Origin of the sequence: Paucisalibacillus globulus, assembly GCF_900184735.1 — a bacterium.
Taxonomy (GTDB): Bacteria; Bacillota; Bacilli; order Bacillales; family Amphibacillaceae; genus Ornithinibacillus; species Ornithinibacillus globulus_B.
Genome location: NZ_LT855393.1, coordinates 54,271 through 68,848, shown reverse-complemented (window position 1 = coordinate 68,848; position 14,578 = coordinate 54,271). Strand labels below are relative to the sequence as shown.

Sequence of the window (14,578 nt, the reverse complement as noted above, 5' to 3'; positions counted from 1 at the left end):
GGAAAAAGATCAAAATAGGCAGCAAAAACCTATGGATGAAAAGGATGCTCAATTAGAGCAATTCCGGGAAAAGAATACTGGTCCTGGCAAGAAAATGACAGATGATACGGGCGTACGGGTATCCAATGACCAAACGACTTTAAGGGCAGGAAGAAGAGGCCCTCTACTTTTTGAAGACTTTCATTTCTACAAAAAACAATCCCACTTTAATCGTGAACGGATACCAGAGAAGGTCGTTCATGCTAGAGGTTTCAATGTATATGGTGACTTTGTTGCCTATAAATCTCTTAAACATCTTACAAAAGCTCATTTCCTCGGAGCAGAAGGTAGAAAAACCCCTGTTAATGTACGCTTTTCTAATTTCCAAGGTAATAAAGGGTCCAAGGACACAGCAGTTGATATTAGAGGGTTTGCGGTTAAATTCTATACACAAGAAGGAAATTATGACTCTTTATCGCTTCAATTCCCCGTGTTTGTTCTTGCAGATGCGATGAAGTTTATGGATGTGGTGCATGCAGCTAAACCAAATCCAAAGCATCATATTCCACAAGCGACTACAGCACATGATGAATTCTGGGATTATGTAGCAAACAATCAGGAGTCAGCACATATGGTCATGTGGTTAATGTCCATGAGAGGACGTCCGAGAAGCTGGAGAATGATGGCAGGCTGGCCAATCAATACATTCCGTTTTATTAATGATCAAGGAAAATCAACCTTTGTTCGGTTTAAATGGGAACCTAAATTAGGAGTCCATTCCTTACTACTAGATGAAGCGAATATAATTGGCGGGGTAGACCCTGATTTTCATCGTCGAGATATTATTGAGGCAATTAATAAGGGTGCATATCCAGAGTATGAATTAGGTATTCAATTGATAGAGGAGCAAGATGAGTTTAAGTATGACTTTGATATTCTAGATGATACGAAATTCTGGCCAGAGGAAATCATTCCGGTTCAGCCGATTGGTAAAATGACATTAAATCGATTAGTAGATAATTTCTTCTCAGAGTCAGAACAATCAGCATTTGACCCGGCTGCATTAGTACCTGGGATTGACTTTACAAATGACCCTGTATTACAAGGTCGAGCTTTTGCCTATCGAGATACTGAATTATATCGCCATCACTCGGCTAACTTTGAAGACTTGCCTGTTAACCGGGCGATTGTAGAAAGAGATTTTAACTTACGTGAAGGTCGGATGAGATATCGTATTGATGTGGACCGGATCCATTATCACAAGAACTCACTTGCAGGTAACACACCATCGGAAGCTTCGTTTGAAGAAGGCGGATTTGTTAATTATCCGGAAAGAGTGGAAGGACACAAGACTCGTGAGGTTCCAAGTGATTCCTTCATCGATTTCTTCTCGCAGTCTAGATTATTCTGGAATAGCTTATCCACAGTGGAAAAACAAGACCTCTTTGAAACGTTAACATTCCATCTGCAGTATGTAAAAAGTAAATCCGTTAGAAAGCAAAATGTGGATATGTGGGTAAATGTCGACCGCGAAATGGCATGTAAGCTTGCTGATGCCTTAGGTGTAGAACGTCCTACCGGAAATCATGTTCCTGTGAACCAGAAGTCACCAGCAGTGAGCCAGATGAATACACCGTTTTATGCATTCACGCAAAAGGTGGGTGTGTTAATTGGAGATGGATATAATGGCGCGGAAGTAAAGAGTGTACTGGGAGCATTTGAGAAAAATGGCGTGTTCTATGACATCATTAGTAATCGCATTGGACCAATAATGGGTGCAGATGGGATGACAATTGAAGCAAATGAAACGGTATTAACCAAGCATCCAGTTCTTTATGATACGTTATATGTCGTTGGTGGAAACAAAGACCAAGTTAAGTTTAATCAGGAAGTGCAGGATTGGGTCAATACTGCTTATAAGTATTATAAACCTATTGGAGTAGCAACAACCGGGAACTCCTTTATTCGGAAGTCAGATACCAATAACTTAGCGGGTGTTGTGTTTGCATCCGATAATCCTGACTTCCCTCAAGACTTTATCAAGGCAATCGCCAAGCAACGATTCTGGGATAGAACATAAGTAAATTAATAAGGATTAATGCGGTGGAGGAATATTCTACAAATAAATGTAAAACCTACATGTAAGGAGGTTATTACATGAGAAAATACTTGTTGATGCTATTATTAATTCTTCCTACATTCACCTTGGCAGCCTGTGGAGATGACGAAATGCCAGAAGAAGGAGAAGATATAGAAGAAATTGAAGAAGAAGATGAAATTGGCGATGGCGAGATAGATGATGAATAAATTGCTTTAATCAGTGGGAGCAACACTCTAAAGGGGTGTTGCTTTTTCTATTCTTAGAATAGACTGGATTTCCATAGAGATAATAAATGGAAGAACATTCTAAGGAGAAAGTACCATGAACCCTCAACACTATATTTTAATATTCTCAAGTGTAGCAGCTGTTGTTTTACTATTTATATTTGTTCCGAAATCAAAAGTGTTGGATGCACATATTATCTTTTTATTCATGCAGGCACAGGCTTGGTTGTATGGTGCTTTGGTAAGCGAGTTTCGCTTAATTGTATACCCGGTAAGATTATTAGAGCGAGGCGATGTTTCCAATATTGCTTTTGAATATATTGTCTTACCTGCCATTGCTGTATTTTATTGTTTATATTTTCCGATAGCAAAAAGCATGTACTTTAAGAATTTTTATATCGTATTATACCCAACCATGATTACGACCCTTGAAGTGTGGCTAGAGAAATCAACGGATTTAATTGTTTATACCCACTGGACTTGGTATTGGTCATGGATCACCTTATTAATCACCTTAAACATTACATTATTTTATTACAGATGGTTTATGGAAAAAGTGAAAATAAACTAATTTTTTTGACTTTAGGTTGTATATTCCTTACAATTTCTTTTATATACAAATTAAAACAGTAAGGATGATGAATATGACAAAGGTTGGAGTATTAGTTGGTAGTTTGCGAAAAGAATCCTTTTCATTGAAACTAGCCAAAAATGTGATGTCGTTATTTCCAGAAGGATATGAAGTAGAGTTGGTTGATATTAGCAATCTTCCATTTTATAATCAAGACTTTGATGATGAGAATAATGTACCGTCAGAAGTAGTAGCGTTTCGAAATAAAATTGCCGAGCTAGATGCGTTCTTATTTGTAACACCAGAATATAATCGTTCTGTACCTGCCGTATTAAAGAATGCATTAGATACTGCTTCTCGTCCAAAGACAGATAATAGATGGGGCAAAAAGCCAGCGGCCATTATTAGCCAATCGCCAGGTGGGCTAGGTGGTTTCGGTGCTAATCATCACTTGCGTCAATCACTTGCATGTTTAAATGTTCCATTACTCCAACAGCCAGAGGCATACATAGGTAATGTAGCGACTCTACTAGGAGAAAACGGTGAGATTACAAACGAAAGTACGTTAGAGTTTTTAACCAAGTTTGTTCAACGCTTTATTGAGTTAATTAAGAAATATTAAATCTAAATCATGTCACCCTTCCTGAACATGACAAGGAAGGGTGACATTTATTTAGCCAATCCTTCTAATTCCTTCATCTTCTCTTTCACTAATGGATAAAAATACTTCTTTGCGCTATTTGTTGAGTTGCCTCCAAAAAAGTTTGTTCCTGGACACGATTTTACCTCATAGCTTTTGGCGTTATCTAGTACCCGTTCTTTTGTCTTGTAATGCCACCAGTGATGATATGTGATGGTATCGATTGAAGGGGTTAACCCAAATTTCAAACTAAGTAATGCCGTAATATAGACGATCGTTTCTTGGTGCTCTTTTGTCATCACGTCATGGCCTTGATCAAAGTTTCCAATATGTTCAATTGCAATTCCATGCTTATTAGCCTTAGGACCAATGGACCCTTCTGGCGCCGTGTTTAAAGGTCTAGACACAGCAATCTTTCCATCAGGGAAGGTGGTAATGTTCTGCGCAATATTATCCCATCCCATTGTTTTCATATGGTGATGTTGCATGCTATTTAATAATTGAAAGTGATTATTTCCGTGAAAGTTCTTATAAGATGGTTTCCAAGTATGATGCTGCTGAATTAATTGAATATCCCTAGTGATCTGTTGATTAAATAACCAGTCCTTAAATTCATCCCTATTCATCAGAATATGTTGGCCATTCATATTCATTTTCTTTGGTTTAATGGTTAAGATTTGCCCTGGATATACATGGTTTGAAGTAAGGTTGTTCGTTTCTTTGATTGTTTGTATGGTGGAGTTATTGGCCCACGCTATTTCCTCTAGATTCTCTCCAGTGGTTACCTCATACGTAACAGGTACCCAAAGCTTTTGTCCTTTAATTAAAGAATCTGACTGCAGTCCATTGGTTATTTTTAACTCATGAGTACTAATGTTATAACGCTTGGCAATGCTAGGTAATGTATCAGCAGTTTGTACTACATATAGGTTGGGAGGAGTCGTGTCAACCGCCATTGTAGGGTAAGGAAGCAGTATCAACATTATGGAAATTAGTAATAGGATACAACTATATTTCTTATTCATCAGTCATTTCCTTTCATCATTCTTATTTATAGTCTCAGGTGAAATGGGGTTTCTATACACGGAAAAGGATAGTTTTATTTGTTTGGTTGTAGGCTATTTAAAGGGCTAATTTCATTCATCAACTCAACTCCGACTAGCTCAATATCAAGCCTCCTGAAAATTATCGCACATTCCCTTACAGAAGAATTTCAATTTATAAGCGGGTTTGTTACAATAAAATCTACTAAGATAGCAGGATTAAAGTATTTGCGGTTACACGGTTACATAAAGAAAAATATGAGAATATTGGGGGAAAAGATGATGGAACAAGTTTTACGAGAAGTGCATCTGGAAGGTACTTTTAATTTCCGTGAATTAGGAGGTTACCCGACTAGTGATGGACGACGGGTTAAGAGTGGAATTCTTTTCCGTTCTGGAAATTTAAGTAGATTAACAGAACAAGATTTTGTAACGATAAGCAAATTGGGTATAAAGAACATTTGTGATTTGCGCGATGATGATGAGGTTGGCAATCATCCGGATCCAGTCATTGAAGGTGCTACTTGGAATCATATCTCCCTGGTTAATGATGAAAAGGCGGTAAGGCAAGTTGGTGATTTAAGTCAATTTGAAAGCAAGTTGATGAATAGTAAGCCTGGCGAAATGTTAACCAATTTAAACCGAGATTTAGTAGCTAATACCACTGCTTTTGAAAAAATATTTAGGGTGTTATTAGACGAACCTGGTAAGCCGATGCTTTTCCATTGCATGGCTGGTAAAGACCGAACCGGTGCTGTTGCTGCGCTTTTATTAAGTGTAATCGGTGTAGCTCGTGATGTGATTGAGGAAGATTATTTATATACGAATAATACATTAGAAGCCATGCAGGAAGATTTTAATGCCATTGGATATACCATGCCAGATTTTATAGATAAAGAGGTTGTCCAGGCCATGTATGAAGCGCGAGTGGAGTATATTAATGCATTTTTTGATGAGATTGAACGAGAATATGGAAGTGTGGAGTCCTATGTGTTAAATGGAATTGGACTGGAGAAAGAAGATATTACGAAACTTAGAAGTTATTTGCTTGATTAATAATAAAAGGCAGGAAAGTAGTTTTTGAGTGGTATGGAATGAGCATTGAATTTGCATGACAATTTAATGCTCATTTTTCATTTAATTCAAGGGTGTCTTATTATTCCAATTGTATTTTGGATTTATAAAGGACAGAAGAGTTGCTCCAATTGCACTTGGAAGCAATATAAATGCAATAAATTGCAGTGTTAAAAATCCATTCACATTAAAGTGTCCGTGAATAGGACCGAGAATTTGAGTGGCAGTCATAATTGCAGTGTGAAACCCAATAGATGTCCAAACATTTCCTGATATCGCTCTAAACACGCCTAAAATAATGGCAAAACCAGGGATGAATTGAAGCTGTTCAACGGAATAAATCGCCCCTATCAAATAGGCAAATACTGTGAACAATAATGCTTGTAAAATGATAGTGCTCCAATGGGGGAATAAAGCATTTAAGTAACGATATATATATCCCCTAAAAATAAGTTCTTCTGGTAAAGCTTCTATCAAAAATACAGTTACGAATAATATCAAAATACTCAACAAAAGAGTATTAAAATTTGTATAAACTGTTATTTCAACCCATCCAAACATTAAACAGATCAATAAACCAATCATTGCAGGTATTGTCCAGAGAAGGAGACCAAGAAGAAATGAAAAGGTGTTTGTTTTTAAAGTGGATTGTCCGACAATTTTCCACGAAGTTTTGTCAGTTCTAAGTAGAACTTGTATAAGAATAATGGCTAAAACAGCTGTGATAAGAGCAATTATGAAGTGACTTAACGGATTATATTCTTGCCCTATAAAAGTATCATTAAGGTAAGCAATAAGATTCCAAATGATAATACTTAATACTAAAACTACAACAATTCTTATCATGATGCCTTTCATTCTAACATTTTTCACCCTTCATCCACTCCACTCTCACCCTGCAGATTTTTGAAAAAGACGTTCTTTAACCTATTTTACCAAAAGAAATATCAATCCTATGATTTGCATCATTAGTTCTACGAAAAATTTTATATAAAAAAGTAGTTCCATAAAGGATACATTACACTTTATGAAACTACTTAACAGTCTAGAGGTTCTCCTTATATAGTTATTACTTATTCATCAAACTATGTCCCCTACCATAAAAGAAATAAATCATTAATCCAACTAAGAACCATATTCCAGATGCTATCCATGTATCAACCGACAGTTGAGTAATTAAAAAGGCACAGGATAAAAACGATAATATCGGAATAAAAGGAAATAATGGTACTTTAAATCCTCCAGGTGGTAATTGTTTATCCATTCTTAAAAATATCACCCCAATGGACACGATCATAAATGCGAGCAAGGTTCCCATATTCGTCATTTCCGCAAGTTTTTCTAATGGGAGTAACCCAGTACAAAAGGCAATAAGAATAGCAAAGATCCATGTACTCATAACGGGTGAGTTGTTTTTATTTAGGCGACTCATGCTTTTTGGCAATAACTGGTCACGACCAAGCGCAAATAGTAGTCTTGTTCCCCCATAAAGAAGTACAAGAATGACGGTCATCATTCCTGCTATGGCCCCAAGTGAAATAAATCCAGCCACCCAATTCTGATTGACCATTTCCATTGCAAAGTTAACAGGGTCACTCACATTAAGGTCGGTGTACGGGACCATACCAGTAAGTACAAGTGAAACAGTTACGTACAATGCAGTACAGATTAATAAGGACCCAATGATTCCTATTGGCATCGTTTTTTGAGGATTCTTCACTTCCTCTGCAGCAGAAGAAACAGCATCGAATCCAAGGTAGGCAAAGAATACAAGTGCAGCTCCAGTAAACACCCCATCCCATCCAAACGGTAAGAAGGGCTCCCAATTGGTTGGTTTTACATAGAAAACACCGACGATAATAAATAACAATATAACGCTAATTTTTATAAATACCATGATCTTATTTAACCGATTGGATTCTTGTAATCCAAACGACAGGAAGAAAGCAAGTATTAGTACAATTGCAATCGCAGGGAGATTGAAATAGGTTCCCTCTGCTGGGTTAAACGGACCCGTTAATGCATGTGGTATGACAATGTCGAATCCCTCTAATAAGGAAACAAAATATGCAGACCACCCTGTCGCAACCGAAGCGGCGGCTAATCCATATTCCAGTACTAAAGCCCATGCCACAATCCATGCAACGATTTCGCCAAAGACAGAATAACTATACGTATACGCACTTCCGGTAATTGGAATGGAAGATGCAAATTCGGAGTAACACATGGCAGCCAAGGAGCAAACAATCGCAGCAATGATAAAGGAGAAGATAATAGCTGGACCAGAATGCAAAGCAGCAACCGTTCCGGGAAGAATGAAAATACCGGTACCAATAATAGCTCCAACCCCAAGCATAACTAAGTCAAATGCACCCAATGTTCGCTTGAGTTGTAAGCCGTCATGTTTGTTTAGCATGTCATGAATGCCTTTTTTTCTAAGTTTGTTCACACTAAAACCTCTTTTGTTTTGGCTGTTTTCATTGAGTTATTGGTTTCTTAGATGATGTGCGACACGCAATCACTCATCTTTTCACCGCAGTTCCATTCTCAAAATAAAAACAGCCTTTAATTTTATGTAAGTGTAGTTTATGTAAAAATACTGATTTCTCTCACCAGAAGCTTTACAGAAAAACATCTTCTCATTATACCAAAAAGAAAATGGGGTACAAGGTGAAATTGTACCCCATTAATTTAGTACTTTTGCATTACCTACCCATCCATGAGTGGATCAGGGATTGATTTTGCCCTCTAGCGAAGACATCAATTCGGTTTGGCCCCCAAGATACAGCTGCTGGTGCGGATGTTAGTGTGCCGCCAAGGTTCTCCCAGCTTTCCCAACGAGTTCCGTTCCAGGTGCGTTTGTAAAGGCGATTTCCAGTACCGCGTGCAAACACATCTAGTTGATTTGGACGGCGAGATGAAACTGTTGGTGCACTAGTTAATGTGCCTCCAAGGCTTTCCCAATCACTCCAACGATTACCGTTCCACCACTTGTGAATTAAATTATTGTTCTGGCCTCTGGCGAAGACATCGATTCGATTTGGCCCCCAAGATACTGCTGCAGGCTCAGAATTTAGATTTCCTCCAAGATCTTCCCAATCTAGCCAACGAGACCCATTCCAAGATCGCATATATAATCTGTTTCCGGTACCACGTACAAACACATCTAATTGGTTGGTCCGACGAGAAGAAACTGCAGGGCCACTGGTTAATACCCCACCAAGACTTTCCCAATCATTCCAACGGGAGCCATCCCACCACTTGTGAAATAGGGTATTATCAGTACCTCGAGCAAACACATCAATTCGATTCGGTCCCCAAGAAACAGCGCCTGGAGGGCTTGTTAAAACACCGCCAAGGCTTTCCCAATCTAGCCAACGAGAGCCATCCCACCATTTATGATATAGTGCATTATCTGTCCCCCTTACAAACACATCTAGACGATTAGGCTGCCAAGAAGCAACGGTTGGAGCGGATGTAAGCACGCCACCTAAGTCTTCCCAATTGGACCAACCTTGCCCTGGTCCAGGTCCAGGCTGGTCGCCTCCACCTTTGATTAAATCTAGTACGATTTGAATAAGCCTTTTTAGCACACGATCCGCAACACTTTGAGAAACATTTAACTGTCTAAAGATCAAGTTAAACCATGGAACCTGTCTTTGGAATTGTGAATAGATTTGGTTTGCATTTTGGTTGGTATTAGCTTGGTTTACTACATAATTCACCATAAAGAAAAAGACATAATCAATTACTTGCCTATTCATTCCTGCATTTTCAAGGTCCCGATATAAATTCCTATGTTCAGAACTAATCGTTTGTAGTAGTTCTTGAACATTTGGTTGCTGCCTATCTAAATATAACGGTTGCCCGTAATACTGCACTGGTACAAACTGTGGAAAATAATACTGGTAATAAAACATCTACATTCCTCCGCTTTTTAACTAGAATATGCGGAGAGGAATGAAGTGGGAGTGATATTAGCCTATTTCTTGGAAAGAAAAGTCAGCGCTCCCTGATCCTTACCCTAGTAGAACTTAAATAAAATCGTCCAGTTTTTTTATAAAAAAGTAATGTAATAGCTTTTAAGCTCATAGTTTTTTTAGGACAAGCATTTTTTACGACGAAAAAGAGTGGGGTGAGGAATTTTATTGGAATTTGTGGAGCCTTTTGTAAAAATATTACTGATAAATCTAATCTTGAGTGGTGATAATGCAGTTGTTATAGCTATGGCAAGTCGTAATTTGCCATCCAACTTAAAGAACAAGGCGATTGTCTGGGGAACGGTTGGGGCAGTGGTATTTCGTATCCTATTTACGGTGATTGTCATGTATCTATTGAAGCTACCTTATATCCATTTAATTGGGGGCATTCTCCTGTTAGTGGTGGCATATAAACTTTTGGTAGATGAAGAAGCGGACGAAAGTCAAATTAAAGTCGGTAATTCCTTAAAGGAAGCAATCGTAATTATTATTTTCGCAGATATGCTGATGAGTCTAGATAATGTATTAGGGATTGTAGCGGTATCTAATAACAATATGATGTTAGTTATCCTAGGGATTATTCTAAGTATTCCTATCATGCTATTTGCAAGCCAATTTATATTACGTATCATGGAAACGTACTCCTTTGTTGTCTATATTGGTTCAGCACTACTGGCCTGGACAGCTGGGGAAATGCTAGTGAAAGAACCATTCATACAACGTAGTCTCTCATCTAACACGTCTATGGAAATAGTCCTGCTAATTGGGCTGATTGTCCTTGTTTTATCCATTGGTGGAATACAACGGAGGTATCGCTAAAGCCGTAGAAATGAGGTCTCTATGGAATTTTGGTAAACTTGTAAAATTATTATTGTGCAAATGGAAACAATGAAATATAGTACAGGTATAACTAACGAAAAGGAGTTACCTCAAAATGAAATTACGTGTATCTGCGGTACAATACCACTTAGAAAAAATAAATAGCTTTGAAGACTTTGCAGCTCAAGTAACTCATTATGTTCGGACAGCTAATGAATATGATTCGGAATTCGTTCTTTTTCCAGAATTTTTTACGACACAGTTACTTTCTATTACAGGGAATACGGTTGGACTTGTAGATGAGTTACCTAACTACACAGATCAATATATTGAATTGTTTCGAGGATTAGCACAGGAAACAGGGATGCATATTATTGGTGGTACTCATGTAACCAAAAAAGAAGGAAAATTATATAATACGGCCCATCTCTTTTATCCAGATGGTCGTGTGGCAGAACAAGCAAAACTCCATATGACACCAACAGAGAAGAAAGATTGGAATATTACCCCTGGTGAGTCCATCCAAATCTTTGAGACAGATAAAGGAAAAATTGCCTTATTAACTTGTTATGACATGGAGTTTCCAGAAATCGTAAGGATGGTCCGTGGAATGGGAGCGGATGTGATCTTTGCTCCATCTTGTACAGATGACCTTCATGGATTTAACCGTGTTCGTTATACATGCCATGCTCGAACAATTGAAAATCAAGTATATGTTGTAACCACTGGTACGGTTGGAGCACTTCGTAATGTTGACTTTATGCGTGCGAATTACGGACAAGCAGCAGTGATTACGCCAAATGATATTCCATTTCCGAAGAATGGAATATTAATGGAAGGCGAATTTAACCATGATATGATCATTACTGCTGATTTAGATTTGTCACTATTATACAAGGTAAGAGAAGAAGGATCGGTTACAACTTGGACCGACAGACGCCTAGATCTATATCCCGACCTAAGTAAATAAGAAGGGACTAAAAAAGATGCGATACAAAAAGCATGTTTATCTTAAAGATGATCAGGGTTATGTAGATGCACTAGTTAGAAATTACGGGCAGGTAGATTTTGATGAATTAATTAACATTCAGGCGGAAAGTTTCCCTCCGCCTTTTCCATCCGAATTGTGGTGGAACAAAGAACAATTGCGTAATCATGTGAGCCTGTTTCCAGAGGGTGCATTATGTGTAGAAGTAAATGGTGTGTTAGCTGGTTCTATGACAGGGTTATTGGTAGACTTTGACCCTACCAACCCTTTTCATACATGGGAAGAAATCACAGATGATGGCTATATTCGAAATCATAATCCCAATGGCAATACGTTGTATGTCGTTGATATTTGCATTCGACCATCTTATCGCAAATTAGCATTAGGTAAATTACTGATGCATTCCATGTATGGAGTTGTGATTCATCAAGGGTTAGAAAGGTTGCTTGGTGGTGGACGAATGCCTGGTTATCATAAACATGCGGATAGATTATCGGCTGAAGAATATTTGGAAAACGTGGTCAGTGGTAAATTAACGGATCCAGTGATTACCTTTTTATTAAATACGGGAAGAAGGCCGATTGGTGTAATCCCTAATTATCTGGAGGATGAGGAATCCTTGAATTATGCTAGTTTAATGGAATGGAAGAATCCATTTAAGATTTCATAGATTCATAGAAGGATGGGGAAGTAGTGGAAGCATTTTTACATGGAGTTATTTTAGCTTTTGGTCTAATCCTTCCTTTAGGGATACAAAATGTATTTATTTTTAACCAAGGTGCTATACATACTAAGCTGAGAAAGGCTTTGCCGGCGGTCGTTACTGCATCTATTTGTGATACCATACTGATTACATTGGCTGTAGCTGGAGTGTCTGTAATGGTTCTTCGTTTTGATGGTATTGGTCTGGTATTGTCGTTGATTGGTTTTCTCTTTTTGCTCTATATGGGTTGGGTTATGTGGAGGAGTAATCAAGGTGGAGGTCAAGCAGATCGTAGTCGGTATTCAGCTAAGCGTCAGATTACATTTGCAGCATCTGTCTCATTACTCAATCCTCATGCTATCTTAGATACGATTGGTGTTATAGGGACGAGTTCGATTGTTTATGAGGGGTATGACAAGCTGGTGTTTGCTTTATCTTGTATTATCGTATCTTGGATTTGGTTTTTCGGACTGGCAATTGTTGGGAGCCGAGTAGGGCAATTAGGGAAATCTGGTGCGTTACTGAAAAGGCTTAATCAGGTATCTGCAATTATTATTTGGATTATGGCCTTGTATATGGGATATCGATTCATAGATAGTGAACTACTTTGGTGAGCTAAAGTCTTCCGATTAGGAAGGCTTTTTATTATGTGAAACCATACCAGGAAATTGGGAAGAAAAATGATCACTATGGTACAATTTGGGTATTCAATTTTCGTGAGAGAGGTTACCTAAATGGAATTCTTCAATGAAAAATTATTATATATAGCTTTGTTTATTTTTATCATCCATTCAATAGAAACCCTAGCTTATGCTGTAAGGTTATCAGGTGCAAGAGTCAAAATGATAGCTTCCGCTTTATCGCTCTTTAATATAATGGTCATCGTATCAAGACTAGCAAATATGATGCAACAACCTTTTACTGGGAGCCTAATTGATACTGCTCCGAAAGAAAATGCACTAGAGTTTGTAGAAACCCAATTTCGAATACTGATTGGTGCATCAACGGTGGGAACTGTGTTTGGAATAATTCTACTTCCTACTTTTATAGCTTTATTTTCACGGGCGATTATTCATTTATCAGAGGAAAAAGGGTCTGTTCCTTCCCTAATGAAAAAGATTTTCTCATTACATTATATAAAACGAGGCATTACCCATTTTAGTCTACCTAAATTCTCCTATTTACGGGACACTAGAGCGAAAGATATACCAATTAAATTATTTTTTGTAAATATGATAATTACATCCATATATACAATCGGTGTATTATCTGCACTATATGCAGCACTATTAGCTCCTGAAAGGGCTTCTACGGCAATTATGGCATCAGGTTTGATAAATGGGATAGCAACAATACTTTTGGTTGTTTTTATTGATCCGAAAATCTCTGTAATAGCAGACGATGTTGTTAACCAAAGAGGAAGCTATAATAAGCTGAAGAGTATGTCGTTAATGATGGTAACGTCAAGGTTGTTTGGAACGATACTTGCCCAATTCCTTTTCGTTTGGGGAGCTAAATATATAGCATGGTTTACGAAATTTATCGTATAACGACTAACAAGCATAAATAAGGTTTTGTTTAGTAGGGAGGGGATTGTCATGAAACGCTATATAGGTTTTCTTTTAGCTTTAACTATAAATGGATTAAGTGTTTTCTTCTCCGTTAATTTTGAAAAGAGCTTTACCCCTTATATTTGGATATCATTATTCTTCTGCATCATCTTATTTCTTTGGTGTATGTACGAAGCTTATAAAGACCGAGGTGTAACACATATTCCAATTTTATTGAGCATATTGGTTTTATGTGCATTACTCACATTTTTTGAGGTTCCTAATTTTATTCTTATCACAATGGCATATACTTTTGTCTTGTTTCTATATTTTATTACCTTTAATAAGAAAGAAAGTATACAGAGAGAAGAAACCATTCAGAAGTAGCTGATATTGCTTTTCATAATATTTTTTTTAATAATGGAAAAGCTTGTAAGAACTAATACGTTGGAGGTAATAAAGTGGATTTTGACGCAATCAATTTTTTAGCAGTAATAATAAGTGCGGTAGCAATCTGTATTCTTGGTTCCATCTGGTATTCGCCTAAGGTTTTCTGGAATACATGGCAAACGTTAAAGGGATTGAAGGATGAAGATCTTCCTAGCGTGGGAAAAGTGATGACAGGCTCGATTTTGATGGCTATTATTAATTCCTTTTTGTTAGCAATAATTGCAGAATGGGCAAATATCGATAGTTGGGTAGACGGATTATGGCTCGGGTTGGTAGTAGGTCTTGTTATTGCTGGTACTTCTGCAACGAATGCGCTTTATGAAGGGATGAAGTGGAAACTATATTTCATTACTGCTGGTTTTCATGTTGTTAGTATGATACTTGCAGGGGTCATTATTGGGAGCTTTTCTTGATAGATACTTTTAATAATAAAACGGTCACTCAAGTAGAGTGACC

General features: G+C 37.7%; 16 protein-coding genes. 12 read left to right on the top strand and 4 right to left on the bottom strand.

The window, feature by feature from the left end:
- The first annotated feature begins 31 nt into the window (after positions 1–31).
- The 4 genes from BN999_RS12785 (at position 32) to BN999_RS12775 (ending at position 3,497) form a co-directional block, all read left to right on the top strand.
- Positions 32–2,059, top strand: a complete 2,028-nt coding sequence (locus tag BN999_RS12785) for a catalase (protein ID WP_096272398.1) — start codon at positions 32–34, stop codon at positions 2,057–2,059.
- A 77-nt stretch (positions 2,060–2,136) separates the two neighbouring features.
- Complete coding sequence (locus BN999_RS20655; RefSeq protein ID WP_176481976.1) at positions 2,137–2,286, top strand: hypothetical protein; 150 nt, start codon at positions 2,137–2,139, stop codon at positions 2,284–2,286.
- A 115-nt stretch (positions 2,287–2,401) separates the two neighbouring features.
- Complete coding sequence (locus tag BN999_RS12780; protein ID WP_096271937.1) at positions 2,402–2,875, top strand: CBO0543 family protein; 474 nt, start codon at positions 2,402–2,404, stop codon at positions 2,873–2,875.
- 73 nt (positions 2,876–2,948) lie between these two features.
- A complete protein-coding gene (locus BN999_RS12775; RefSeq protein ID WP_096271935.1) occupies positions 2,949–3,497 on the top strand; it encodes an NADPH-dependent FMN reductase in 549 nt (182 codons plus the stop codon).
- 47 nt (positions 3,498–3,544) lie between these two features.
- Here the strand turns inward: BN999_RS12775 and BN999_RS12770 are convergent, their stop codons facing one another.
- Positions 3,545–4,540: a LysM peptidoglycan-binding domain-containing protein gene (locus BN999_RS12770; RefSeq protein ID WP_096271933.1), complete on the bottom strand. Its 996-nt coding sequence runs from the start codon at positions 4,538–4,540 to the stop codon at positions 3,545–3,547.
- Positions 4,541–4,840: 300 nt separating this feature from the next.
- Between BN999_RS12770 and BN999_RS12765 the strand changes: the two genes are divergently transcribed.
- Positions 4,841–5,614: a tyrosine-protein phosphatase gene (locus BN999_RS12765; RefSeq protein WP_217988482.1), complete on the top strand. Its 774-nt coding sequence runs from the start codon at positions 4,841–4,843 to the stop codon at positions 5,612–5,614.
- Positions 5,615–5,695: 81 nt separating this feature from the next.
- Here the strand turns inward: BN999_RS12765 and BN999_RS12760 are convergent, their stop codons facing one another.
- The 3 genes from BN999_RS12760 to BN999_RS12750 all read right to left on the bottom strand — a co-directional run bounded on the left by BN999_RS12760 (position 5,696) and on the right by BN999_RS12750 (position 9,552).
- Entirely contained in the window at positions 5,696–6,505 is an 810-nt protein-coding gene (locus BN999_RS12760) for a CPBP family intramembrane glutamic endopeptidase (protein WP_096271929.1), read from the bottom strand.
- Positions 6,506–6,701: 196 nt separating this feature from the next.
- Entirely contained in the window at positions 6,702–8,081 is a 1,380-nt protein-coding gene (locus tag BN999_RS12755; protein ID WP_176481974.1) for an amino acid permease, read from the bottom strand.
- Positions 8,082–8,337: 256 nt separating this feature from the next.
- A complete protein-coding gene (locus BN999_RS12750) occupies positions 8,338–9,552 on the bottom strand; it encodes a DUF346 domain-containing protein (protein ID WP_176481973.1) in 1,215 nt (404 codons plus the stop codon).
- A 237-nt stretch (positions 9,553–9,789) separates the two neighbouring features.
- Between BN999_RS12750 and BN999_RS12745 the strand changes: the two genes are divergently transcribed.
- From BN999_RS12745 to BN999_RS12715, 7 genes are all read left to right on the top strand, one after another.
- Positions 9,790–10,431, top strand: coding sequence for a TerC family protein (locus BN999_RS12745; protein WP_255247478.1), 642 nt, complete (start codon positions 9,790–9,792; stop codon positions 10,429–10,431).
- A 115-nt stretch (positions 10,432–10,546) separates the two neighbouring features.
- On the top strand, positions 10,547–11,401 hold the full coding sequence (locus tag BN999_RS12740; protein ID WP_096271925.1) for a carbon-nitrogen hydrolase family protein: 855 nt from the start codon (positions 10,547–10,549) through the stop codon (positions 11,399–11,401).
- Positions 11,402–11,417: 16 nt separating this feature from the next.
- Positions 11,418–12,089: a GNAT family N-acetyltransferase gene (locus tag BN999_RS12735; RefSeq protein ID WP_096271923.1), complete on the top strand. Its 672-nt coding sequence runs from the start codon at positions 11,418–11,420 to the stop codon at positions 12,087–12,089.
- Between the two features lie 23 nt (positions 12,090–12,112).
- Positions 12,113–12,736: a LysE/ArgO family amino acid transporter gene (locus BN999_RS12730; RefSeq protein ID WP_096271921.1), complete on the top strand. Its 624-nt coding sequence runs from the start codon at positions 12,113–12,115 to the stop codon at positions 12,734–12,736.
- A 120-nt stretch (positions 12,737–12,856) separates the two neighbouring features.
- Positions 12,857–13,672, top strand: a complete 816-nt coding sequence (locus BN999_RS12725; RefSeq protein WP_096271919.1) for a lipid II flippase Amj family protein — start codon at positions 12,857–12,859, stop codon at positions 13,670–13,672.
- Positions 13,673–13,720: 48 nt separating this feature from the next.
- Positions 13,721–14,059, top strand: coding sequence for a hypothetical protein (locus BN999_RS12720; RefSeq protein WP_096271917.1), 339 nt, complete (start codon positions 13,721–13,723; stop codon positions 14,057–14,059).
- 74 nt (positions 14,060–14,133) lie between these two features.
- Positions 14,134–14,535, top strand: coding sequence for a DUF1761 domain-containing protein (locus BN999_RS12715; RefSeq protein ID WP_096271915.1), 402 nt, complete (start codon positions 14,134–14,136; stop codon positions 14,533–14,535).
- The last annotated feature ends 43 nt before the right edge of the window (positions 14,536–14,578 follow it).

What these genes read in the sequence shown, in the direction of transcription:
- BN999_RS20655 (WP_176481976.1), top strand. Translation starts at nt 2,137, where the DNA reads ATGAGAAAATACTTGTTGATGCTATTATTAATTCTTCCTACATTCACC.
- BN999_RS12740 (WP_096271925.1), top strand. Translation starts at nt 10,547, where the DNA reads ATGAAATTACGTGTATCTGCGGTACAATACCACTTAGAAAAAATAAAT.
- BN999_RS12775 (WP_096271935.1), top strand. Translation starts at nt 2,949, where the DNA reads ATGACAAAGGTTGGAGTATTAGTTGGTAGTTTGCGAAAAGAATCCTTT.
- BN999_RS12735 (WP_096271923.1), top strand. Translation starts at nt 11,418, where the DNA reads ATGCGATACAAAAAGCATGTTTATCTTAAAGATGATCAGGGTTATGTA.
- BN999_RS12750 (WP_176481973.1), bottom strand. Translation starts at nt 9,552, where the DNA reads ATGTTTTATTACCAGTATTATTTTCCACAGTTTGTACCAGTGCAGTAT.
- BN999_RS12720 (WP_096271917.1), top strand. Translation starts at nt 13,721, where the DNA reads ATGAAACGCTATATAGGTTTTCTTTTAGCTTTAACTATAAATGGATTA.
- BN999_RS12725 (WP_096271919.1), top strand. Translation starts at nt 12,857, where the DNA reads ATGGAATTCTTCAATGAAAAATTATTATATATAGCTTTGTTTATTTTT.
- BN999_RS12770 (WP_096271933.1), bottom strand. Translation starts at nt 4,540, where the DNA reads ATGAATAAGAAATATAGTTGTATCCTATTACTAATTTCCATAATGTTG.
- BN999_RS12785 (WP_096272398.1), top strand. Translation starts at nt 32, where the DNA reads ATGGATGAAAAGGATGCTCAATTAGAGCAATTCCGGGAAAAGAATACT.
- BN999_RS12765 (WP_217988482.1), top strand. Translation starts at nt 4,841, where the DNA reads ATGGAACAAGTTTTACGAGAAGTGCATCTGGAAGGTACTTTTAATTTC.
- BN999_RS12780 (WP_096271937.1), top strand. Translation starts at nt 2,402, where the DNA reads ATGAACCCTCAACACTATATTTTAATATTCTCAAGTGTAGCAGCTGTT.